At 71.0% G+C, this 20127-nt stretch carries 19 protein-coding genes; 14 read left to right on the top strand and 5 right to left on the bottom strand.

Translation table 11 applies throughout. From position 1 onward, the window contains the following. Positions 1-6 precede the first annotated feature (6 nt). From AB0M70_RS07535 to AB0M70_RS07515, 5 genes are all read left to right on the top strand, one after another. Positions 7-888, top strand: a complete 882-nt coding sequence (locus AB0M70_RS07535) for a DUF4429 domain-containing protein (RefSeq protein WP_365817611.1) — start codon at positions 7-9, stop codon at positions 886-888. 170 nt (positions 889-1058) lie between these two features. Further along, a complete protein-coding gene (locus tag AB0M70_RS07530; RefSeq protein WP_365817329.1) occupies positions 1059-2423 on the top strand; it encodes a histidine kinase in 1365 nt (454 codons plus the stop codon). Then, entirely contained in the window at positions 2420-3091 is a 672-nt protein-coding gene (locus AB0M70_RS07525) for a response regulator transcription factor (protein WP_365817327.1), read from the top strand. Before AB0M70_RS07530 ends, AB0M70_RS07525 begins: the two co-directional genes overlap by 4 nt. A 150-nt stretch (positions 3092-3241) precedes the next feature. Beyond that, positions 3242-4477, top strand: a complete 1236-nt coding sequence (locus AB0M70_RS07520) for an alpha/beta hydrolase (protein ID WP_365817325.1) — start codon at positions 3242-3244, stop codon at positions 4475-4477. Further along, on the top strand, positions 4474-5703 hold the full coding sequence (locus tag AB0M70_RS07515; RefSeq protein ID WP_365817323.1) for an acyltransferase: 1230 nt from the start codon (positions 4474-4476) through the stop codon (positions 5701-5703). The genes AB0M70_RS07520 and AB0M70_RS07515 overlap by 4 nt, the downstream gene beginning before the upstream one ends. A gap of 74 nt (positions 5704-5777) precedes the next feature. On the opposite strand, the gene AB0M70_RS07510 is transcribed toward AB0M70_RS07515, so the two are convergent. Next, positions 5778-6719, bottom strand: coding sequence for an aldo/keto reductase (locus tag AB0M70_RS07510; RefSeq protein WP_365817609.1), 942 nt, complete (start codon positions 6717-6719; stop codon positions 5778-5780). Positions 6720-6847: 128 nt separating this feature from the next. Beyond that, positions 6848-7441, bottom strand: coding sequence for a MerR family transcriptional regulator (locus AB0M70_RS07505; protein ID WP_365817321.1), 594 nt, complete (start codon positions 7439-7441; stop codon positions 6848-6850). Positions 7442-7564: 123 nt separating this feature from the next. Here AB0M70_RS07505 and AB0M70_RS07500 point away from each other — a divergent pair, with 123 nt between their 5' ends. After that, complete coding sequence (locus AB0M70_RS07500; protein WP_365817319.1) at positions 7565-8053, top strand: GNAT family N-acetyltransferase; 489 nt, start codon at positions 7565-7567, stop codon at positions 8051-8053. A 19-nt stretch (positions 8054-8072) separates the two neighbouring features. Next, positions 8073-8888, top strand: a complete 816-nt coding sequence (locus AB0M70_RS07495; protein WP_365817317.1) for a serine hydrolase domain-containing protein — start codon at positions 8073-8075, stop codon at positions 8886-8888. A gap of 80 nt (positions 8889-8968) precedes the next feature. Here the strand turns inward: AB0M70_RS07495 and AB0M70_RS07490 are convergent, their stop codons facing one another. Beyond that, positions 8969-9631, bottom strand: a complete 663-nt coding sequence (locus tag AB0M70_RS07490) for a pirin family protein (RefSeq protein WP_365817315.1) — start codon at positions 9629-9631, stop codon at positions 8969-8971. 185 nt (positions 9632-9816) lie between these two features. On the opposite strand from AB0M70_RS07490, the gene fasR reads away from it, so the two are divergent. From fasR to fabF, 5 genes are all read left to right on the top strand, one after another. Further along, positions 9817-10956, top strand: coding sequence for a fatty acid biosynthesis transcriptional regulator FasR (fasR, locus tag AB0M70_RS07485; RefSeq protein WP_363208710.1), 1140 nt, complete (start codon positions 9817-9819; stop codon positions 10954-10956). 89 nt (positions 10957-11045) lie between these two features. Further along, positions 11046-11993 (top strand): ACP S-malonyltransferase, encoded by a 948-nt coding sequence (locus tag AB0M70_RS07480; RefSeq protein WP_365817312.1) that lies wholly within the window; start codon positions 11046-11048, stop codon positions 11991-11993. Between the two features lie 17 nt (positions 11994-12010). Continuing rightward, complete coding sequence (locus tag AB0M70_RS07475; RefSeq protein ID WP_365817310.1) at positions 12011-13042, top strand: ketoacyl-ACP synthase III; 1032 nt, start codon at positions 12011-12013, stop codon at positions 13040-13042. Positions 13043-13140: 98 nt separating this feature from the next. Continuing rightward, positions 13141-13392 carry an acyl carrier protein gene (locus AB0M70_RS07470; protein ID WP_363208517.1) on the top strand — a complete coding sequence of 84 codons (252 nt, stop codon included), beginning with the start codon at positions 13141-13143 and terminating at the stop codon, positions 13390-13392. Between the two features lie 70 nt (positions 13393-13462). Next, a complete protein-coding gene (gene fabF, locus AB0M70_RS07465) occupies positions 13463-14725 on the top strand; it encodes a beta-ketoacyl-ACP synthase II (protein ID WP_365817308.1) in 1263 nt (420 codons plus the stop codon). 69 nt (positions 14726-14794) lie between these two features. Here the strand turns inward: fabF and AB0M70_RS07460 are convergent, their stop codons facing one another. After that, entirely contained in the window at positions 14795-15289 is a 495-nt protein-coding gene (locus tag AB0M70_RS07460; RefSeq protein ID WP_365817306.1) for a DUF3145 domain-containing protein, read from the bottom strand. Between the two features lie 302 nt (positions 15290-15591). On the opposite strand from AB0M70_RS07460, the gene AB0M70_RS07455 reads away from it, so the two are divergent. Beyond that, a complete protein-coding gene (locus tag AB0M70_RS07455; protein WP_365817305.1) occupies positions 15592-16509 on the top strand; it encodes an SGNH/GDSL hydrolase family protein in 918 nt (305 codons plus the stop codon). Positions 16510-16540: 31 nt separating this feature from the next. Further along, positions 16541-17527, top strand: coding sequence for an aldose epimerase family protein (locus AB0M70_RS07450; protein ID WP_365817303.1), 987 nt, complete (start codon positions 16541-16543; stop codon positions 17525-17527). Positions 17528-17538: 11 nt separating this feature from the next. On the opposite strand, the gene AB0M70_RS07445 is transcribed toward AB0M70_RS07450, so the two are convergent. Then, positions 17539-19992, bottom strand: a complete 2454-nt coding sequence (locus AB0M70_RS07445) for a glycoside hydrolase family 3 C-terminal domain-containing protein (RefSeq protein WP_365817301.1) — start codon at positions 19990-19992, stop codon at positions 17539-17541. Positions 19993-20127: the final 135 nt, after the last annotated feature.

Raw genomic sequence — 20127 nt, 5'->3', positions numbered from 1 at the left:
CCTACGATGAGCCGCATGGGTGACGTACTGGCCGGATTTCATGCCGCCTGGGAGTTCGAGTCCGACTCCGTGCTCATCCGCTTCGAACGGGGGATCCGCACGCCGAAGCTCCTTCAGGCGCTCGGCGAACGCCGCATCCCTCACGAGGCGATCGCGGCGGTGACACTGACTCCTGGCAAGCGCGGGACGGTCGTCCTGCACGCCGTGCCGAGACCGGGGGCCGATCCGCTGATGGAGGCGGCCGCGGGCCAGCTCAAGGACGGCTGCGACCCGTATCGACTCGTGCTGCCCGCCGAGCGGGAGACGCTCGCCGAGTACTACGCGGACGAGCTGCGGGCCCAGCTCTCGGAGGGCGACTGCGGGCCCCCGGACCGCTACCTGGTGGCCGCCCCGGAGACTCCGCTGCAGTTCAAGGCGTACGACGGGAAGGCGTCCTTCGACGGCAAGTCGGTGGCCTTCCGGTGGTTCTGGACGGGCGCTTCGTCCGCGAAGTGGAAAGCCGGCGACCAGAGTTTCCTGGTGACGGACCTGAGCGGCGTCGAGTGGCGCTCCCCCGAGGTCTTCGAGGGCCATCTGCGACTGCTGCGCCGTGAGACCCCGGTCGCCCAGCCCGCCCAGGCGGACCAGGATCCCGCGGCCGTCGTGTTCGGCCTCGGGTACGGGCCGGTGCACGAGTCGCTGCCGTTCGCGGCGTCGGTGCTCGCCGCGGTGCGGTCGTCGGGCGCGGCCCTGACACCCGGCACGGTCCCTGTCAACGCTCCGGTGGCCCGTCGCGACCCGGCGGACATCGCGGAGCGCATCCGGCACCTCGGTGAGCTGCACCAGTCCGGTCTGCTGACGGACGAGGAATTCACCATGAAGAAGGCCGAGCTGCTGGCGGAGCTGTGACCTGGCCGAGCTGTGACCTGGCGGAGCTGTCGTTCGGCGGGGCCGTGGGGTCCCGGGCCGGGTCATACCTGGGTATCGCGGGGCGCCTGGTTGGTACCTGGGTATGAGGTGCGGGTCAGCTCCGCGGTACGACGGCGCGGGGCGTGCTTCTTGCCTACGCTGATCGAGCAATGAGCAGCGCAACGACACCACCTGACCAGGACCCCCGCCCACCGGCCACCGAGCCGGACGGGCGCCGGGCCGCTTCTCGCCGTGCGGCCGCCGGCGTCCGGGAAGCGCTCGGCAGGGCAGGGGCCTTCCTCTCGACGCCCGCCGGGCGGACGGAGCCACCTCTCGCGCGGGCGCCCAGGCGCTGGATGCGACTGCTCCCCATGATCACCGCGCTGGGTTTCGTCGCGGTGCTCATCCCGGTCACCACGCAGGTGCTGACGAACGACTACGGGGTGAGCGGCGGCCTGGCGGGCGCCCTCGGGGTCGCCCAGGCCGCGCCGCTGCTGCTGGCGGTCAGCCGGCCGTTGGCCGCCTGGTGCATCATCATCGCCGCGGACATCCTCGGGGCGATCGTGACGCTGTCCCTGGGCGACGACCGCCCCGCCCCGTGGACGGCCATGATCATCGTGGGTTACGTGGTCGTGTGTCTTCTGCTGTCCCTGCGCGAAAGTCGCCGCACCCTCCTGGGAATCTGGCTGGTCACCGTCGTGGTGAGCCTCGTCCTCGGGGCGTTCCGCGACGACGGCAGCCAGGACACCAGCGTGCTCCTGATCGTGCTGAGCGGCGTCGCGCTGCTGCTCGGCGCGCTGCTGCGCGAGCGCGGCGACGCACAGCGCAGACTCGTCGAGCAGGAGACGATCAGCGAGGCCGAGCGCTCCCAGCGCACGCTCCTGGAAGAACGAGCCCGCATCGCCCGGGAGTTGCACGACGTGGTCGCCCACCACATGTCGGTGATCACGGTGCAGGCCGATTCCGCGCCCTACCGCCTCGTCGGTCTTCCGGACGCGGCGCGAGCGGAGTTCGGGAGCATCGCGGCGAGCGCCCGTGAATCCCTCACCGAGATGCGGCGGTTGCTCGCCGTGCTGCGCAGCGAGGACACAACCGGCGAGCGGGCCCCGCAGCCGGGGCTCAGCCGACTGCCGCATCTGGTGGAGGCCACGGTGCGGGCCGGCATACCGATCGACCTGTCGCGTCCCGAGCTGTCGGTGCTCACCGAACTGGCCGACGTCACCCCGGCCGTCGACCTGTCCGCCTACCGCATCGTCCAGGAAGCCCTGTCGAACGTGATGCGGCACGCGCCGGGAGCACGCACCACCATCACCGTGACCCTGGACGAGGAGCATCTGCTGATCCTCGTGGTCAACGGCCCGCCCACCAAGGCACCCGACTCGTTGGAGCACAGCGGCACAGGTCACGGGCTCGTGGGCATGCGCGAACGCGTACGGTTGGTCGGCGGCACGGTCGACGCCGGGCCGCTGCCCGACGGCGGGTTCCGTGTGGCGGCCCAACTCCCCCTCAGCACGAAGGAATCCGGCACCGCATGACCATCCGCGTGATCATCGTCGATGACCAGAACATGGTGCGGGCCGGCTTCGCCGCACTCCTTTCGGCCCAGAGCGACATCGACGTCGTGGGCCAGGCACCGAACGGCAAGGCCGGTGTCGACGTCAGCCGCAACACCCACCCCGATGTCGTCCTGATGGACGTCCGGATGCCGGAGATGGACGGACTCAACGCGGCACGTGCCCTGTTGGACCCACCACCCGGCGTGGTCCACGTGCCGAAGGTGCTGATGCTCACCACCTTCGACGTGGACGACTACGTGTACGAGGCGCTGCGCGCCGGAGCATCGGGGTTCCTCCTCAAGGACGCCCCGCCCGCCGATCTGATCTCGGCGGTGCGCGTGGTGGCGGCGGGCGACGCACTGCTCGCTCCGTCCGTGACCCGTCGCCTGATCACGGACTTCGCCAAGCAGCGGCCGCGCACCGATCAGTCGCTGCGGCTGAACGGCCTGACGGCGCGTGAGACCGAGGTATTGGTGCTGATCGCGCGCGGTCTGTCCAACCAGGAGATCGCCGAGCGGCTGGTCCTCGCCGAGCAGACCGTGAAGACCCATATCGGCAAGGTGCTGTCCAAGCTGGACCTGCGGGACCGCGCACAGGCCGTGATCTTCGCCTATGAGTCAGGGCTGGTCACCCCCGGAGAGCAGTAGAACCCTCGCCCCCATACCGAGGTATGAGCTGCACATACCCCGGTATGACCTGCAAGTTGGCTCCCCAGTGTGAGGTGCCGACAGGCACCGTCTCCCTACTTTTCCCTCGTCACGCCAGAGCGTGCCACGAGTTGGGGAGGGAGACGGGCCATGCGCCTTCGTTCTTGGAAAGCCCGCGGGAGCTGGAAGACCCGCAGCAAGCGGACACTGATCGCCGCGGCGCTCACGACGACGATCGTGGCGGGTACGACCGGCTGGGCGGTCGGCAACGAGCAGCAGCCGATCACGGGCCCACCGCCAGGCACCCAGGCCTGGCGTGCGGACCATACGTGGGGGGTCCGGCTGCCTGATCCGGTGGCCGCGTCCCCCGCCCGGGTCACAGCGTTCTTCCACTCGTTGAGCGAGGTGCAGCAGCACAGGCTGGCTGCACGGCACCCCTCGGTCGTCGGCAACCTGGACGGAGCCCCGAGCGCGCTGCGCTTCGAGGCCAACTCCCGCTACCTCAAGGCCGAAAGCGCCCGTGAGCAGAACCGCGAGAGCGACCCGAGCCTCACCCCGCAGGACCATGAGCGCTCCCGAGCCCTTGTGTCGCGATACGAGGAGCTCCTGCGCCCCGGCCGGCAGATACTCGCGTTCGATCCGCGTGGCCGGGGACAAGTAGCGGAGGTGTACGGGGACTTGGCGAGAGCCCGCCACGTATCCGTGGTCGTGCCGGGGTCGGACATGGACCTGAGCACCTTCGACCGCTCGAACGACGAGTACGGCACACCGGCCGGGATGGCACGCTCCCTGCGCGCCGCGGCGGGCGACGACACGGCCGTGGTGGCGTGGGTCGGGTACACCACCCCGGTCGGCCTCGGCCCCGACGCCGCGACGGGGCGCCTGGCACAGGCGGGTGCGCCACGGCTCGCACGGTTCGCGCAAGGTCTGACGGCGACCGGCACGCCACGCCCCGCCGTGTTCTGCCACAGCTACGGCTCGGTGGTGTGCGGCCTGGCGGCCCCGCAACTCCCGGCATCCGACCTGGTGGTGCTCGGCTCCCCCGGCATGCGTGCGGACAGCGTGGCCGAGCTGCGCACCTCCGCCCGCGTGTGGGCGGCCAAGGACGACAGCGACTGGATCGGTGACGTGCCGAACGTCGAGCTGTTCGGCCTCGGCCATGGCGAGGACCCGGCCGATCCGGGGTTCGGCGCCCGACGCGTTCCCGCGGAGCGAGCCAAGGGGCACACCGGCTACTTCGCCCCGGGGACGGACTCCCTCCAGGCCTTCGCCGCCATCGCGGAGACCGCTGCCCCCGGCACCCCTGACATCGGCAACCTCGGCAACAACGGCACCGGCGGAAGTGCGTCTTCCGTCGAGGCCCGCCCCATCGGAGAGCGGCCATGAGCCTCAACGCACTGACCAGCCTGCGCAAGGCGGCTTCGGCGATCGACGCCAAGACGCCCGCGCATCGTGACCGGGCCATAGACGGGTTGCGAGCGCTCGCCCTGCTCGCCGTGCCGATCGGGCACTGGCTGCTCGGCGGATTCACGCGCGACGCGGACGGCGCACTGCACAACGCGAGCCCTCTGGAGTCGTTCGGGTTCTTCGCGCCGCTGAGTTGGGTGCTGCAGATGCTCGGCATCTTCTTCTTGGTGGGCGGCTATGCCTCTGTCCTGTCGTACCGGCGGGCCGCGGCGCGCGGGGAGTCGACGAGGCGCTGGCTTCACGGGCGCGTGGCGCGCCTGGGACGTCCGGTCCTAGGCGTGACAGCCGTCTGGGCCGCGTTGATCCCCCTGCTGTACGCGATGGGGGTGCCGGGCACGACTCTGCGCACGGGGTCCACGCTGGTGATACAGCCGCTGTGGTTCGTGGGGATCTACGCGGTGATCACCGCGCTCACGCCCTGGTGCATCAAGGCCGCCGAGCGGCTCGGTGCCTGGGCCGCGGCGCCGCTGCTCGGCTCGGTCGCCGTCGTCGACTTCCTGCGCTACGGCCCGCTCGGGGACGCCATGCCGTCCTGGCTGAGCCTGTTGAATCTGCTGCCCGGCTGGATGTTCGCCTACCAACTGGGCGTCAGTTGGGGCGAGAGGAAGCTGGGCAGGCGTGGGGCGTGGCTGCTGCTCGTCGGGGGGACAGCCCTCTTCGCCGCCCTGCTGTTCGTCTTCCACTACCCGGCGTCGATGGTGGGGGTCCCTGGCGAGGCCCGGACGAACTCCCACCCACCGTCGCTGCTGGTCCTGGCGCTGGCCGCCGCGCAGAGTGGCGCGGCGATCCTGCTGCGGGATCGCATCGGAAAGTTGCTGCGCAGGCCCGCCCTGTGGGCGCCGGTGGTGGTGATCAATCTGTCGGCGATGACGATCCTTTGCTGGCACCAGACCGCGATGCTCGCGGCGGCCGTGCCCGCATCGTTCCTCGGCGGCACGGTGCCAGGGCTGACGGCGGGACCGGACAGCTGGGCTTGGATAGCCGCCCGGATCGCCTGGCTGCCGGTCTTCGGAGGGATCCTGCTGCTGATAGGCCGCTACACCCGCGGCTTCGAATCTCCGTGGAAGCGCGCCACACCCCCGCGAAGGGTCCTCGCCGGGCTCTTGGCGGCCGGGTTCGCGGTGTTCGCCCTGGGGCTGGCGTGAACGGCGGGATCGCGGGACCCGAGGGGCGGGCAGGGGCGGGCGGGTCTGCGCCCCTCGGGGTGGCCCGTCTGTGGCTACTCTCGGCCGGCCGAGGTGAAGGTCATGTCGGCGTAGCGGTCGCCTGCCACCTGGGTGGCGATGGGGTCCAGGAGAGCGAGGTCGGCGGGGGTGAGTGCGAGGTGGGTGGCCGCGGTGTTCTCCTCGACTCGGGTGCGCTTGCGGGTGCCGGGGATGGGGACGACGGCCAGTCCGCGTACCTGGGCCTGCTGTTGGACCCAGGCCAGCGCGACCTGGCCGAGGCTCGCGCCATGGGCTTCGGCGACGGTGCGGACGGGTTCGAGGAGGGCCGCGTTGGCGGCGGCGTTGTCTCCCGTGAAGCGGGGCTGCTGGCGGCGGAAGTCGTCCTTGCCGAGTTCCTTGTCGGCGCTGACGAACGAGCCGGTGAGGAAGCCGCGGCCGAGCGGGGAGTAGGGGACGAGGGCGACACCGAGTTCGGCGGCGGCGGGGACCACGCCCTGCTCGATGTCACGGCTGAAGAGCGACCACTCCGACTGAAGGGCGGCGATGGGATGGACGGCGTGGGCGGCGCGGAGTTCGGGGCCGGTGACCTCGCTGAGGCCGAGGTGCTTGACCTTGCCGGCGGCGACGAGTTCGGCCATCACGCCGACCGTTTCCTCGATCGGCACCTGGGGGTTGCGGCGGTGCATGTAGTAGACGTCGATGACGTCCACGCCCAGGCGTTGGAGGCTGGCGTCGACGCAGGCGCGGATGTAGGCGGGGTCGTTGTTGATGATCCGCTTGGTCGAGTCGTTCGGGTCGATGGCCAGGGCGAACTTGGTGGCGAGGACGACCTCGTCGCGGTGGGCCTTGAGGAAGGGGGCGAGGAACTTCTCGTTCTCACCGGCGGCGTAGGCGTCAGCCGTGTCGTAGAAGGTGACGCCCAGTTCGAGGGCTCGTTCCAGGGTCGCTCGGGCCTCTTCGGCGTCGGTGGGGCCGTAGGCGAAGCTCATGCCCATGCAGCCGAGTCCCTGGACGCCGACTTCGGGGCCGCCTGTGCCGAGCTGCACCTTCGCGATCGGTTCAGGGGTTCCGCCGAGGGAGCCGGTCGACGTGGGGGGCTTGGGTGTCTCTGAGGTCATCGGTGTCAGTGCCTCTCCGACGCCGGGCGGGCGTCAGCGTAAAAGTTGATCTTGTAGTCGAGCACGGCGAGCGTGTCCTGCAGTTCCGCTATGCGGGTGCGGACGTCACGGCGGGTCTGTTCGAGGAGCTCGTGGCGCTCGGTGAAGGTGTGGTCGCCCTCGCGCACCAGCTCGGCGTAGCGGACCATGTCCGCCACCGGCATGCCGGTCAGGCGGAGCTTGCCGACGAAGGTGAGCCAGTCCAGGTCGCGGTTGCGGTAGCGGCGCTGGCCCGTGTGGGAGCGGTCGATGTGCGGCATCAGGCCGATCCGCTCGTACCAGCGCAAGGTGTGCGCGGTCAGGCCGATGAAGGCGACGACCTCGCTGATCGTGTAGTGGTCCTGCCCGGTCGGGCGGGGGTGTGTGGTGGGTGCCGAGGCGCAGGCATCAGCACCGGTGCCGGTGCCGGTGTCGGGGCCGGTGCCCGTGCCGGGGCCGGTGCCGGGGCCGGTAGTGGTGGCGGCGGAGCTTTCGGTGCTGCCGGCGGCGTCCGGGGGCGCTGCGGTCGCGCCCTGCGCGGGGCCCTTTGTGCGGGTCGTCTCGGTCTCCATCACCGTCATGACCACCACGCTAGAACCTTGGAGTGCGCTCTAAGCAAGCGGAACCAGGAGGAAATATGTGACGGAAACAAACCCTCGGAAAATCGGGGGACGCCGCTTCCCGCGGTGGCTACGGTGCCGATCATGAGTGTTGTACGCCGTGCCACGCCGGATGATGCCGAGGAACTGATCAGGTTGCGGCAGGTGATGATCGACTCGATTTTCGCCACCGGCTCGGCGGCCGCCGCCGAGTCCGACACCGGCTGGCATGCCGAGTCCCTGCCCGTCGTCCGGGACAAACTTGCCGATCCCGAGGGTGACTTCGCCGCCTTCGTCGTCGACTGCCCTGGCCGGCCCGGCAAGCTCGCGGCGCTGGTGGTGGGAACGCTGGACTACCGCATCGGTCGGGCGGGCAATCCGCGGGGCGTCATCGGCCATGTGTTCAGCGTGGCCACCGACCCGGACCAGCGGCGGCGTGGGTATGCGCGGGCGTGCATGGAGGTGCTGCTCGACTGGTTCCGGGAGCGTGGTGCGGGGAGTGTGGATCTCAATGCGTCGGCGGAGGCCGAGCCGCTGTATGCCTCGCTCGGCTTCGTGCGCAAGCCTGACCCCTCGATGCGGCTGAGCCTGTGAGGCGCATAGGCTCGTCAGCATGCAGAGCCTGGCGTTGATCGAGAACTGGCCGGTCCCCACCGCTGCCGCCGCCGTCGTGCGCGCGGACGGCACGGTCGTCGGGGCGCACGGACCCACCGGGCACCGTTTCGCGCTCGCTTCGGTCACCAAGCCGCTGGCGGCGTACGCGGCCCTTGTGGCGTACGAAGAGGGGGCGGTCGAGCTCGATGAGCCCGCCGGGCCCGAGGGTTCGACGGTGCGGCATCTCCTTGCGCACACCAGTGGTCTCGCGTTCGACGAGCACCGGGTGACGGCGCCCGCAGGGACGCGGCGGCTGTACTCGAACTCGGGGTTCGAGGTGCTCGGGGATCACATCGCCAAGGCGACGGACATTCCCTTCGGGGAGTATCTGCGGCAGGCGGTGCTCGAGCCGCTCGGGATGACGTCCACGACGCTCGACGGAGGGGCTTCGCCCGCCAAGGACGGAGTGTCCACCGTCGACGACCTGGTGAAGTTCGCGGCCGAGGTGCAGGCGCCGCGGTTGCTCGACGCGCGGACGGTGGCCGAGGCGATGTCCGTGGCGTATCCGGGGCTCAAGGGTGTGCTTCCCGGGTACGGGCATCAGAGCCCCAACGACTGGGGGCTCGGGTTCGAGATCCGGGACTCGAAGTCGCCTCACTGGACCGGGAGTTCTTCGTCGCCCCGGACGTTCGGGCACTTCGGGCAGGCCGGGACGTTCCTCTGGGTCGATCCCGATGCGGGGGCGGCGTGTGTCGCTCTGGCGGACCGGGCGTTCGGACCGTGGGCCGCCGAGGCGTGGCCCCCCTTCACGGACGCGGTGCTCTCCGAGCTCTAAGAGACGCGGTGCTCTTCGAGCTTTGAGAGGCGCCTGCGCGGGCCTGGCCGTGCCCCGCAGCCTGAGGGGGGGAAGGCGGCTCAGCCCGTCATCTCCCACACCAGCAGTTCCGCCGCGCCCCCGGCTCCCGCCACTGCCTCCAGGGCCTCGCCGTTCGTGATGCGGGCCGCGTCGCCCGGGGTCAGGGTTTCGGTGGCCACGTGGACTTCGCCGCGTACGACGTGGACGTATGCGAAGGGGGCGTCCGGGATGGCGGTGCGTTCGCCCGCGGCGAGTCTGCGGACGTGCAGGAGCGCGCCCGCGGCCGGGACCGCGTACGGAGTGGAGTCCGCGATGCCGTGGACCACCTCGTAGGCCGGGTCGCCGCCGGGACGCAGCGGGGACAGCCACATCTGCACGAAGACCAACGGGTCGTCGCCGTCGTTGCGTTCCACATGCCGGACACCGCCGGCCGCGCTCAGGTGCTGGACGTCGCCGGGGCGGACCACCGAGGCATGCCCCGCCGAGTCGCGGTGCGTCAGTTCGCCCTCCACCACCCAGGTCACGATCTCGGTGTGGCTGTGCGGGTGTTCGTCGAAGCCCGCGCCGGGCGCCAGACGCTCTTCGTTGCAGGCCAGGACCGCGCCGAAGCGGAGGTTGTCCGGGTCGTAGTGCGGCCCGAAGGAGAAGGCGTGGAAGGTCTCGATACCGGCGCCGGGCTCCCCGCCGCGGTACCGATCGCCGGAGCGCCGTACATCAATCACACACCCCACGTTAGACCCGGCACCGCACTCCCCCGTCCCGATAAGGCAGTCTTGTCCCCGTGCCCGAACCTTCTGCGAACGAAGCCCGCCAGGACGCCCATCAGGCAGCCCACGAGGAAGCCGCGCGCCACGAGGAAGCCGCTCGTCAGGACGCGCACCGGAAGGCTCACGCGCACTCAGCCACGCTGAAGCGCCTGGAACAGTCATCCGGCAGCCTCGCGGCGCAGGCCATCGCGCGCATGGACGAGACGCTGTCCTGGTACCGGGCCATGCCTCCGGAGAACCGCTCCTGGATCGGACTGGTGGCGCAGGCAGGCATCGCCGCCTTCACCGAGTGGTTCCGCCACCCCGACACCCCCCAGGCCATCTCCACCGACGTCTTCGGCACCGCCCCCCGCGAGCTGACCAGGGCGATCACCCTGCGCCAGACCGTGGAGATGGTGCGTACGACGATCGAGGTGATGGAGTCCGCGGTCGACGAGATCGCGGCACCGGGAGACGAGTCCATCCTGCGCGAGGCGCTCCTCGTGTACGCGCGCGAGATCGCCTTCGCCACGGCGCAGGTCTACGCGCAGGCCGCCGAGGCACGCGGTGCCTGGGATGCCCGTCTCGAGTCGCTGGTCGTGAACGCCGTGCTCTCCGGTGAGGCCGACGAGGGGGCGGTGAGCAGGGCCGCCGCGCTCGGCTGGAACTCCCCCGAGCATGTCTGCGTCGTCCTCGGCACCGCGCCCGACGGCGACAGCGAGCTCACCGTCGAGGCCATCCGCCGCGCCGCGCGGCATGCCAAGCTGCAGGTCCTGACCGGTGTGCTCGGCGACCGTCTGGTCGTCATCGCGGGCGGCAGCGACAATCCGCTGCAGGTCGCCAAGGGTCTGATCGGCCCGTACGCGGCCGGCCCCGTCGTCGCCGGGCCCATCGTCCCCGACCTGCTTGCCGCCACCCGGTCCGCGCAGGCCGCGGCCGCCGGGCTCAAGGCCTGTGCCGCCTGGCAGGACGCCCCGCGCCCCGTTCTGGCGGACGATCTCCTGCCGGAGCGCGCGATCGCGAGCGATCCCGCCGCGCGCGAGCAGTTGGTGGAGGAGATCTACAGACCACTGGAGGAAGCCGGCTCCGCGCTCCTGGAGACGCTCAGCGTCTATCTGGAACAGGCCAGCAGTCTCGAAGGCGCCGCCCGGATGCTCTTCGTGCACCCCAACACCGTGCGCTACCGGCTGCGACGTGTGACTGACGTCACCGGCTGGTCACCCTCCGATGTGCGCTCCGCATTCACGCTGCGGATCGCGCTGATCCTGGGGCGTCTGGCCGACGGAGATCTCCAACCGTAGGATTTTGTCGGGCCTCTACAATTCCCCCAGCGGTTCTTCGTCCCTGTCCCCACGGGCGGCTTCCACCGTCCACAAGAGAGAGTGTGAGAGTGCTCGTACTCGTCGCTCCCGGCCAAGGCGCTCAGACGCCCGGCTTCCTGACTCCCTGGCTCGACCTTCCCGGTGCGGCCGACCGCATCGGTGCCTGGTCGGACGCCATCGGGCTCGACCTTGCCCACTACGGCACGCAGGCCGACGCGGACGCGATCCGCGACACCGCCGTGGCCCAGCCCCTCCTCGTGGCCGCCGGTCTGCTCTCCGCCGCGGCACTCAGTGACGCCCTCGCCGCGCACAGGCCCGGCGCGGTCGCGGGACACAGCGTCGGTGAGATCACCGCCGCCGCGTACGCCGGTGTGCTCACCGAGGAGGCCGCGCTCGGCCTCGTGCGCAAGCGGGGTCTGGCCATGGCCGACGCCGCCGCGATCACGGAGACCGGCATGGCGGCGCTGCTCGGCGGCGACCCCGAGGTCACCATCCCGCACCTGGAGAAGCTCGGCCTGACGCCGGCGAACGTGAACGGCGCCGGCCAGATCGTCGCCGCGGGCACCGCCGAGCAGATCGCGGCGCTCGCCGAGGACAAGCCCGAAGGCGTCCGCCGCGTCGTACCGTTGAAGGTGGCGGGCGCGTTCCACACGCACCACATGGCACCCGCGGTCGCCACCCTCGAAGAGGCCGCCAAGGCCCTCGACCCGGCCGACCCGAAGCTGACGTACGTCTCGAACCGCGACGGCCAGGCCGTGGCGACCGGCGCGGACGTCGTGTCCCGTCTGGTCGGCCAGGTGGCCAACCCGGTGCGCTGGGACCTCTGCATGGAGACGTTCAAGGACCTGGGCGCCACGGCGCTGATCGAGCTGTGCCCCGGTGGCACGCTCACCGGCCTCGCCAAGCGTGCCCTGCCCGGGGTGCGGACGGTGGCCCTGAAGACCCCCGACGACCTCGACGCCGCATCTGAGCTCATCGCCGACACCGCATCCGCCGCCGACGCGGCGGGTGCCTGAGAAGGAGCCAGGAGAGCATGTCGAAGATCAAGCCCAGTAAGGGCGCCCCGTACGCGCGCATCATGGGTGTCGGCGGCTACCGCCCGACCCGTGTCGTGCCCAACGAGGTGATCCTCGAGACGATCGACTCGTCCGACGAGTGGATCCGCTCCCGCTCCGGCATCGCGACCCGCCACTGGGCCTCCGACGAGGAGACCGTGGCCGCGATGTCCGTCGAGGCCTCCGGCAAGGCGATCGCCGACGCGGGCATCGCCCCGGAGCAGATCGGCGCGGTCGTCGTCTCGACCGTCTCGCACTTCAAGCAGACCCCGGCCATCGCGACCGAGATCGCGGACAAGATCGGCGCGGGCAAGCCCGCCGCCTTCGACATCTCCGCGGGCTGCGCCGGCTTCGGCTACGGTCTGACGCTCGCCAAGGGCATGATCACCGATGGCTCCGCGGAGTACGTCCTGGTCATCGGCGTGGAGCGGCTGAGCGACCTGACCGACCTGGAGGACCGCGCGACGGCCTTCCTGTTCGGTGACGGCGCGGGCGCCGTGATCGTCGGTCCGGCCACCGAGCCGCAGATCGGTCCCACCGTCTGGGGCAGCGAGGGCGACAAGTCCGAGACCATCAAGCAGACCGTGTCGTGGAACGACCTGCACGTCGGCGATGTCTCGAAGCTGCCGCTCGACAGCAAGGGCAACATCAAGTTCCCTGCGATCACGCAGGAGGGCCAGGCGGTGTTCCGCTGGGCCGTGTTCGAGATGGCGAAGGTCGCCCAGCAGGCGCTGGACGCGGCCGGAATCACCGCGGACGACCTGGATGTCTTCATCCCGCACCAGGCCAACGAGCGGATCATCGACTCGATGGTGAAGACTCTGAAACTGCCGGAACACGTCACGGTCGCCCGTGACGTGCGCACCACCGGCAACACGTCGGCAGCCTCGATCCCGCTCGCGATGGAGCGGCTCCTGGCCACCGGCGAGGCGAAGAGCGGCGACACCGCGCTCGTCATCGGCTTCGGGGCGGGTCTCGTGTACGCCGCCACGGTCGTTACCCTCCCCTAGGCATGTCGTCCGGATCATCCGATCCGTACGGCTGTAAACCAACCTGCCGCTTCCGCGGCGGGCGCCACACCCTCTGGACACATAGAAGGAGCGCCAACATGGCCGCCACTGAGAAGGAGATCGTTGACGGTCTCGCCGAGATCGTGAACGAGATCGCCGGCATCCCGGTCGAGGACGTCGAGCTGGGCAAGTCCTTCACCGACGACCTGGACGTCGACTCGCTGTCCATGGTCGAGGTCGTCGTCGCCGCCGAAGAGCGCTTCGACGTCAAGATCCCGGACGACGACGTCAAGAACCTCAAGACGGTCGGCGACGCGACCAGCTACATCCTCAAGCACCAGGCCGCCTGACCAGGCTGCACTGCTGTCGCCACCCGGCGGTGGCGCCGCTGATCCCCTCAACACCGTGGAGAAATTTCCTGTGAACTCGACCAATCGCACCGTGGTCGTCACCGGTATCGGCGCAACCACACCGCTGGGTGGCGACGCAGCCTCGACCTGGGAAGGTCTGCTCGCGGGCCGTTCCGGTGTACGCCTTCTCGAGCAGGAGTGGGCGGCCGAGCTTCCGGTCCGTATCGCGGGCCAGATCGCGGTCGAGCCGGGCGAGGTCATTCCCCGTCCGCAGGCCCGCAAGCTGGACCGTTCGGCGCAGTTCGCGCTGATCGCGGCCAAGGAGGCCTGGGCCGACGCGGGTTACACCGCGAAGGCCGGCGAGGACACGTCCGTCGACCCGCACCGCCTGGGCGCGGTCATCGCCTCCGGCATCGGCGGCGTGACCACCCTGCTCGACCAGTACGACGTGCTCAAGGAGAAGGGCGTACGCCGCGTCTCCCCGCACACCGTGCCGATGCTGATGCCCAACTCGCCGTCGGCCAACGTCGGCATCGAGCTGGGCGCCCACGCGGGTGTGCACACCCCCGTGTCGGCGTGCGCCTCGGGCGCCGAGGCCATCGGCTACGCGATCGAGATGATCCGCACCGGCCGCGCCGACGTCGTCGTCGCGGGTGGCACGGAGGCCGCGATCCACCCGCTGCCGATCGTCGCGTTCGGCAACATGATGGCGATGTCCAAGAACAACGACGACCCGGCGGGCGCCTCGCGCCCCTACGACGTCGACCGCAACGGCTTCGTGCTCGGCGAGGGCGCCGGCGTGATCATCCTCGAGTCCGAGGAGCACGCCAGGGCCCGCGGCGCGAAGATCTACGCGGAGGCGGTCGGCCAGGGCATCTCGGCCGACGCCCACCACATCACCCAGCCCGAGCCCTCCGGCAACGGCATCGCGGCGGCGCTGCAGAACCTCGTCGACGGCACGGACCTCAAGCCCGCCGAGATCGTGCACGTGAACGCGCACGCGACCTCGACGCCGCAGGGTGATGTCGCCGAGATCAAGGCGCTGCGCAAGGCGTTCGGCGACGACGTGGACCACATGGCGATCGCCTCCACGAAGTCGATGACCGGTCACCTGCTCGGTGGCGCGGGCGGCGTGGAGACCGTGGCCACGGTTCTCGCGCTGAAGCACCGCATGGCCCCGCCGACGATCAACATCGAGAACCTCGACCCCGAGGTCGACGCGGACATCATCCGCGACGAGGCCCGCGCCCTGCCCGAGGGCAGGATCGCGGCGCTGAACGACTCGTTCGGCTTCGGCGGCCACAACGTGGTGCTCGCGTTCAGGACCATCTGAGCACTCACCTGTACGAGGAAGGGCCCCCACCGCTTGGTGGGGGCCCTTCGTCGTACAGCCGGGGCCGTGTCAGACGACTTGGTGCAGCCAGCGGACCGGGGCGCCCTCGCCCGCGTACCGGAAAGGCTCGAGTTCGTCGTCCCAGGGCTTGCCGAGCAGCTTGGCCAGCTCGCCCTCCAGGTCGCTCTCGCCGGCCTGGGAGCGGGCCAGTGCGGCGCGCAGGCGGTCCTCCGGGATCAGGATGTCGCCGTGGATGCCGGTGACCGCGTGGAAGATCCCGAGTTCGGGCGTGGCGCTGTACCGCTCGCCCTCGGCCGTGGGGCACGGCTCGGACGTGACCTCGAAGCGCAGCAGCTGCCAGCCGCGCAGGGCCGAGGCGAGTTTGGACGCGGTGCCCACCGAGCCACGCCAGGAGAACTCGGATCTCCAGGTGCCGGGCGCGGCGGGCTGCCTGATCCAGTCGAGGTTGACGCGCGCGCCGAGTACGCCCGCGACTGCCCATTCGACGTGCGGACACAGCGCGCGCGGTGCGGAGTGCACGTAAAGAACTCCACGTGTCGTCACCGGGACCTCCAGTGTGGGTCGAGGTTCGCCTTCCCCAGCGGCCTCGCGCCCGTGCCGAGCGTTGTCGCCCTGAAATCGGGAAACTCCCGAAAACGGGACAGATGTGACGTGATGTAATTTAGCGGAACCGGAAGAACAGGGTGCCACTGGGTGGCGAGGCTACCGTGCGGCGGAACAAGGAGTGTGACGTACGGTCGGCCCCAAGGCCAGGAATCGCCCAGGCTTCACCCGGCCGGGGGTCTGTGGGGGCGCGGTCGGCCTACGGCAGTGGATCGGTCTACGGCAACAGAGGGGGACCCGGGATGCGGAACCGAAGGCACCGCTCGCGTGCCGCCGTCGCCATGGCGACGGCGGTTCTTCTCGGCGCCACCGCGCTCACGGCGTGCGACGCCTCCGGCGGCGACTCCCCCGCGCCCCAGGGACCATCGGCGCAGAAGCCGTCCCCCAAGCCCACCCCGGTCTGGGACACGAGCCCGGACTCCCTGGCGGCCGTCGGCGACTCCATCACCCGCGGCTTCGACGCCTGCTCGGTGCTCGCCGACTGCCCCGAGGCGTCCTGGGCGACCGGCACGGACTCCGAGGTGCGCAGCCTCGCCACCCGGCTCCTGGGCAAGGAGCGGGCCGCCGGGCACAGCTGGAACCACGCCAAGACCGGCGCCCGTATGGCGGACCTCCCCGCGCAGGTCGAGCAGGCCGCGGTCGAACGGCCCGAGCTGATCACGGTGATGGCGGGCGCGAACGACGCGTGCCGGCCCAGCGTGGATTCCATGACGCCGGTCGACGAGTTCCGCGCGGACTTCGAGGAGGCGATGCGCACGCTGCGGCGCGAGCTGCCCAAGACCCAGGTGTACGTGACCTCCGTGCCGGACCTGAAGCGGCTCTGGTCCCAGGGGCGCACGAACGCGCTGGGCAAGCAGATCTGGAAGCTGGGCATCTGCGCCTCGATGCTGGCGGACCCGGACGCGCGGGACGCGGCGGCGACGCAGCGGCGTGCCAACGTGCAGAACCGCGTGGTCGCGTACAACGACGTGCTCAAGGACGTGTGCGCCAAGGACCTGCGCTGCCGGTACGACGGCGGGGCGGTCTTCGACTACCGCTTCGACGGCGACCAGTTGAGCCGGTGGGACTGGTTCCACCCCAGCAAGGACGGCCAGTCGCGGCTCGCCGAGCTGGCCTACCGGCAGGTGAAGGCCAAGAACCCCAAGGATCCCGGGGCCTGAGGTCACCGCGGCCCGGCGTAGGGTCGCGATCATGCGCAGTGAACTCTTCGGGACGCTCCCCGACGGCACGCCCGTCCATCGCTTGACCCTGGAAAGGGGCGGGGTGCGGGTACGCGTCCTGACGTACGGCGGCATCATCCAGTCGGCGGAAGTTCCCGACCGGTCGGGGCGGCGCGAGCCGGTGGCGCTCGGCTTCGACGGCCTCCAGGACTATCTCGACCATCCGGGACCGTACTTCGGGGCGCTGGTGGGCCGGTACGCGAACCGGATCGCGGGCGGTGAGTTCACCCTCGACGGCCGGACGTACCGCTTGGCGCGGAACAACGAGCCCAACGCGCTGCACGGCGGCACGGCCGGTTTCGACAAGCGGGTGTGGGACGCGGCGGAGGTCGCGCACGGGGTGCGGCTCTCCCGGGTGAGCCCGGACGGCGAGGAGGGCTATCCCGGGCGGCTCGCGGTGTCGGTGACGTACTCGCTGGACGAGTCCGGCGCGCTGCGGATCGCGTACGAGGCGACGACCGACGCCCCGACGGTCGTGAACCTCACCAACCACACGTACTGGAACCTCGCGGGCGCCGGGAGCGGCAGCGCGGGCGGGCACGAGCTGCGGATCGACGCGGCGCGCATCACGCCGACGGACGGGGCGCAGATTCCCACGGGGGTGTACGAGGACGTCGACGGGACGCGGTTCGACTTCCGGGAGGCGCGGAAGGTCGGGGCCGGGATCGACCACAACTACGTGCTCGACAAGGGGCTCACCGCGCGGCCCGTCGAGGTGGCCGAGCTGAGTGATCCGGCGTCCGGGCGTGTGCTGACCGTGGCGACGACGGAGCCGGGCCTGCAGCTCTACACGGCGGACCACTTCGAGGAGCCGCTGCCGTTCGGCCCGGGGGCCGGCGTCGCCCTGGAGACGCAGCACTTCCCCGACTCCCCCAACCGGCCGGAGTTTCCGCGGACGGTGCTGCGGCCGGGTGGGGTGTACGCGTCGGAGACGGTGTACGGCTTCTCGGTGCGTTAGCGCGCGGAGTGTCAGACGGCGATCGTCTCGCTCAGCCTGAGGTCGGCGATCGAGCGGCCCGCCTGGACCTCGTACGAACCGCTTTGCCGGGACCAGGCGTTGGCTTCCTCGTCCCAGATCTCGAAGGCGCGGCGGGGGAGTTCGATCCGCGCCTCCACGCTCTCGCCGGGCGCTGCCTCGACCCCCGCGAAGCCCGCGAGCCAGCGGGCCGGGCGGTTGCCGTCGGCGGCGGTCGGGGCGAGGTAGACCTGGACGACTTCGCGGCCCGCGCGCGGACCGGAGTTGCGGAGGCGGACGGTGGCTGTCGTGCCCTGGACGTCGAGGGACTCGTACGTCCAGTCGGTGTAGCCGAGGCCGTGGCCGAAGGCGTAGGCGGGGGTGGCGCCCGACCTCTCCCAGGCGCGGTAGCCGATGAACACGCCCTCGGTGTAGGCGAGTTCACCGTCGGCCGGGGTGACCTGGGTGACCGGCGCGTCCGCGAAGGAGCCCCACGTGGTGGGCAGCCGTCCGCCCGGCTCCTGGGCGCCGAGCAGCACGTCGGCGAGCGCGGCGCCGCCCTCCTGCCCCGGGAACCAGCCGAGCAGCACCGCCGCCACGTCGTCGCGCCACGGAAGCTCCACCGGGGAGCCGGAGTTGACGACCACGACCGTGCGGGGGTTGGCCGCGGCCACCGCGCGCACCAGGTCGAACTGGCGGCCCGGGAGCCGCAGGTCCTTGCGGTCGAAGCCCTCGGACTCGACGCGTTCGGTGGTGGCGACGACCACGACGGCGGTGTCCGCGCCGCGCGCCGCCTCGACGGCCTCGGCGATCAGCTCGTCGGGGTCGCGCCGCGGGCCCAGGTGCACGAAGGAGAAGACCACGCCGGGAAGCGGCGCCTTGTACTCCTTGTCGAGCGGGTGGAAGAGCGAGACCTCGACCGTCTCGCCCGCCGTCAGGGTCACCTTGGCCCGCTCGACCGGTGAGCCGAAGAACGCCTCGAAGGGGTCGGACGCGGCGCCCATCCCCTCGGTCCCCTCGAAGACGACATCGCCGCCGACCCGAAGCGTGAAGGTGCCCAGGCCGCGCGTGCCGAAGGAGTGCTCGCCGCTCTCGCGGGGCGTGAACCTGCCGACGACCTCGATGGAGGCCATCGTCTCGTGCGTGACGCCGTCGGGCAGGTCGTCGCCGATCCACTGGACCTGGCCGGTGGGGAGGTTGCCCTCGCCGAGGACGTCGCCGTTCGCGTCGCGGCAGACGGCGCGCAGCTCGAAGCCCTTGTCCGCGGGGGCGAGTTCGTCGCTCGGGTCGGCCCCGACGGCGTACGTCAGGGCGTCCTCGCCGAGTGCCGCCGTCAGGCCCTCCAGCGGGGAGACGACGCGGGCGGGGAAGACGGTGGCGGAGCCGCCGCCGAGGACGCGGGCGTCGCGTGCGGCGGCGCCGATGAGGGCGACGGACGCGGCGGGCCGCAGCGGCAGCGTGTCGTTCTCGTTGCGCACGAGGACGAAGGCGCGGCGGGTGATCTCACGGGCGAGCGCCTCGCCGTCGATCTCGGCGGGCAGCTCGGTGACCACGGGCTCGGCGCCTTCGAGGATGCCGACGCGGGCGGCGAGCCGCAGGACGTTGCGGACGGCCTCGTCGACCGTCGCCTCCTTGACCCGGCCGCCGCGCACCGCTTCGGCGAGCGCGTCGCCGTACACGGTCCGCGGGCCCGGCATGGCGACGTCGAGGCCGCCGTCGATGGCGCCGGTGGTCGAGCGGGCGGCCATCCAGTCGGAGACGTTGTAGCCGTCGAAGCCCCACTCGCCGCGCAGGACCTCGTTGACCAGATAGCGGTGCTCGGTCATCGTCGATCCGTTGACCTGGTTGTAGGCGGTCATGATGCCCCAAGGGTGGGCGTGAGCGACGATCGCCTCGAAGGGCGCGAGGTACAGCTCGCGCAGGGCTCGCGCGCCGACCTTGTTGTCGACGGTGAAGCGGTCGGTCTCGGCGTCGTTCGCGACGAAGTGCTTGACGGTCGTGCCGACGCCGCCCGACTGCACGCCCTGGACGTAGCCGGTGCCGATGACGCCGGTCAGATACGGGTCCTCGCTGTACGCCTCGAAGTGCCGGCCGCCCAGCGGCGAGCGGTGCAGGTTCACGGTGGGCGCGAGCAGGACGTGGACGCCCTTGCGGCGGGCCTCCTGGGCCAGGAGGGTGCCCGCGCGACGGGCGAGGTCCTGGTCCCAGGTGGCGGCCAGCGCGGTCGGGGACGGCAGGGCGATGGACGGGTCGTCCGCGGTCCACCGGGTGCCGCGCACGCCGATCGGGCCGTCCGACATCACGAGGGACGCCAGGCCGATCTCGGGGAGCGCGTGCAGCGACCACATGTCGCGCCCGCCGAGCAGCCGGGCCTTGGCGTCCAGGTCAAGCCGGGCGAGCGCGGCCTCCACGACCGCCTCGCGCGCCTGGTCGGCCTGTGTGGTCCCGGGGGCCTGGGTTCCCGCCATGGCGGTACCTCCTCGTTGAAGTCGCCTGCGTCGTCGAAGTCCGTTCCGTACGTTCCCTCCATCCTGCCTCGTTTACCTGTAGGTAGGTAGTTTTCGTAATCTGGACGTTATATTTGACAGGGCATGACGTACGGT

Origin of the sequence: Streptomyces sp. NPDC051214 (assembly GCF_040682375.1) — a bacterium.
In the GTDB taxonomy this organism is placed as follows: Bacteria; Actinomycetota; Actinomycetes; order Streptomycetales; family Streptomycetaceae; genus Streptomyces.
The sequence above is the reverse complement of the archived record's forward strand: the minus strand, read 5'-3'. Positions and strand labels throughout refer to the sequence as shown.

Excerpts from the sequence above, each read along its gene's own strand:
- AB0M70_RS07535 (WP_365817611.1), top strand. The coding sequence starts at position 7 with ATGAGCCGCATGGGTGACGTACTGGCCGGATTTCATGCCGCCTGGGAG.
- AB0M70_RS07530 (WP_365817329.1), top strand. The coding sequence starts at position 1,059 with ATGAGCAGCGCAACGACACCACCTGACCAGGACCCCCGCCCACCGGCC.
- AB0M70_RS07525 (WP_365817327.1), top strand. The coding sequence starts at position 2,420 with ATGACCATCCGCGTGATCATCGTCGATGACCAGAACATGGTGCGGGCC.
- AB0M70_RS07520 (WP_365817325.1), top strand. The coding sequence starts at position 3,242 with ATGCGCCTTCGTTCTTGGAAAGCCCGCGGGAGCTGGAAGACCCGCAGC.
- AB0M70_RS07515 (WP_365817323.1), top strand. The coding sequence starts at position 4,474 with ATGAGCCTCAACGCACTGACCAGCCTGCGCAAGGCGGCTTCGGCGATC.
- AB0M70_RS07510 (WP_365817609.1), bottom strand. The coding sequence starts at position 6,719 with ATGGGCATGAGCTTCGCCTACGGCCCCACCGACGCCGAAGAGGCCCGA.
- AB0M70_RS07505 (WP_365817321.1), bottom strand. The coding sequence starts at position 7,441 with ATGACGGTGATGGAGACCGAGACGACCCGCACAAAGGGCCCCGCGCAG.
- AB0M70_RS07500 (WP_365817319.1), top strand. The coding sequence starts at position 7,565 with ATGAGTGTTGTACGCCGTGCCACGCCGGATGATGCCGAGGAACTGATC.
- AB0M70_RS07495 (WP_365817317.1), top strand. The coding sequence starts at position 8,073 with ATGCAGAGCCTGGCGTTGATCGAGAACTGGCCGGTCCCCACCGCTGCC.
- AB0M70_RS07475 (WP_365817310.1), top strand. The coding sequence starts at position 12,011 with ATGTCGAAGATCAAGCCCAGTAAGGGCGCCCCGTACGCGCGCATCATG.
- AB0M70_RS07470 (WP_363208517.1), top strand. The coding sequence starts at position 13,141 with ATGGCCGCCACTGAGAAGGAGATCGTTGACGGTCTCGCCGAGATCGTG.
- AB0M70_RS07455 (WP_365817305.1), top strand. The coding sequence starts at position 15,592 with ATGCGGAACCGAAGGCACCGCTCGCGTGCCGCCGTCGCCATGGCGACG.
- AB0M70_RS07450 (WP_365817303.1), top strand. The coding sequence starts at position 16,541 with ATGCGCAGTGAACTCTTCGGGACGCTCCCCGACGGCACGCCCGTCCAT.
- AB0M70_RS07445 (WP_365817301.1), bottom strand. The coding sequence starts at position 19,992 with ATGGCGGGAACCCAGGCCCCCGGGACCACACAGGCCGACCAGGCGCGC.